2 protein-coding genes are annotated in these 1,265 nt (G+C 67.0%); both read left to right on the top strand.

Features of this window, described 5'->3' with window-relative positions:
* On the top strand, positions 1-554 hold a 554-nt coding region (locus FHU13_RS27290; protein ID WP_210287884.1), incomplete at its 5' end, for a hypothetical protein.
* A 2-nt stretch (positions 555-556) separates the two neighbouring features.
* Positions 557-1,201 (top strand): primase-helicase zinc-binding domain-containing protein, encoded by a 645-nt coding sequence (locus FHU13_RS27285; RefSeq protein WP_246714925.1) that lies wholly within the window; start codon positions 557-559, stop codon positions 1,199-1,201.
* Positions 1,202-1,265: the final 64 nt, after the last annotated feature.

Raw genomic sequence — 1,265 nt, 5'->3', positions numbered from 1 at the left:
TGTTCGTGCAGATCATCGGGCGGGGCCTACGGATGCCGGAGCCGCACCCGATCTTCGGTCCGAAATCCGATTGCAAGATTCTCGATCACAGCGACACGCACCTGCGGCTCGGCTTCGTCACCGACATCCACCACGATGCACTCGACGACGGCCGCGGGCGGCAGAAGCAGGAGGCGCGGGACCGACCCGTGTCGCTGCCGAAGAAGTGCCCGTCCTGCGCGTTCCTGAAGCCTCCCAAGACCCCGACCTGCCCCGCCTGCGGCTTCAAGCCGGAGAAGCAGAGCGAGATCCGGTGCGAGGAGGGCAACCTCGTCGAGCTGAGGCCTGACCGAGCAAGGGCCAAGGCCGAGGAGAAGATCGCCCTGTTCGGCCAGCTCAAGCTGTACGGGCGCCGCCGCGGCTACGCACCGGGCTGGGCCGCCCACCAGTTCAAGGAATTCACCGGCGTCTGGCCGAACCGCTACCAGCACGCACCGGAACGTGAGCCGGAGCGACGCATCCTCAGCTGGTTGAAGTCCAAACAGATTGCCTCGGCCAAACGGAGGACCGCCTGAGCATGCTCGTGCCGCTGCGAGACCGCGCCCGCGACCGATGGGCCAGCCTGCTGCCCATGATCGGCGTGGATAGCCAGTTCCTGTCCGGCCGTAAGAACGGCCCGTGTCCGATGTGTGGTGGCAAGACCCGCTTCCGCTTTGACGACAAGGAAGGCCGGGGCACGTGGATCTGCAATCACTGCGGTGCCGGGGACGGGATCGACCTCGCGATGAAGGTGCTCGGCATCGACTTCCGCGAACTGGCAGAACGACTGGAGCCGCTGATCGACGACGCGCCGATCATGCCCTCGGCGCCAGAGCGCTCGCCCGAGGACTGCCGGTCGGCTCTGAACCGGCTGTGGTCCGAGGCCCGCCTGATCCAGCCCGACGATGCCGTGGCCCGCTACCTGAAAGCCCGGCTTGGACTGACCACGTTTCCGCGCTGTCTGCGGATAGTGGATCACCTGCGCTACCAGGACGACGTCCCGTCCTACCATCCGGCCATGGTCGCCAAGGTGTCTGGTCCCGATGGTGACGCGGCGACGCTCCACCGGACGTACCTGACCCATGATGGACGGAAAGCCGCCGTCGACATCCCGCGCCGACTGATGCCGGGGAAGGTGCCGGATGGCTCCGCGATCCGCCTGTTCCCCCGTCGGAGAGGCTAGGGATCGCGGAAGGCATCGAGACGGCGCTCGCGGCTGCTCGCCTGTTCAACATGCCGGTCTGGGC

This window comes from Methylobacterium sp. R2-1, from assembly GCF_014191355.1.
Lineage (GTDB): Bacteria > Pseudomonadota > Alphaproteobacteria > Rhizobiales > Beijerinckiaceae > Methylobacterium.
Note: the sequence above shows the minus strand (reverse complement) of the source record. Positions and strands in the feature narration are given on the sequence as shown.

Excerpts from the sequence above, each read along its gene's own strand:
- FHU13_RS27285 (WP_246714925.1), top strand. The coding sequence starts at position 557 with ATGCTCGTGCCGCTGCGAGACCGCGCCCGCGACCGATGGGCCAGCCTG.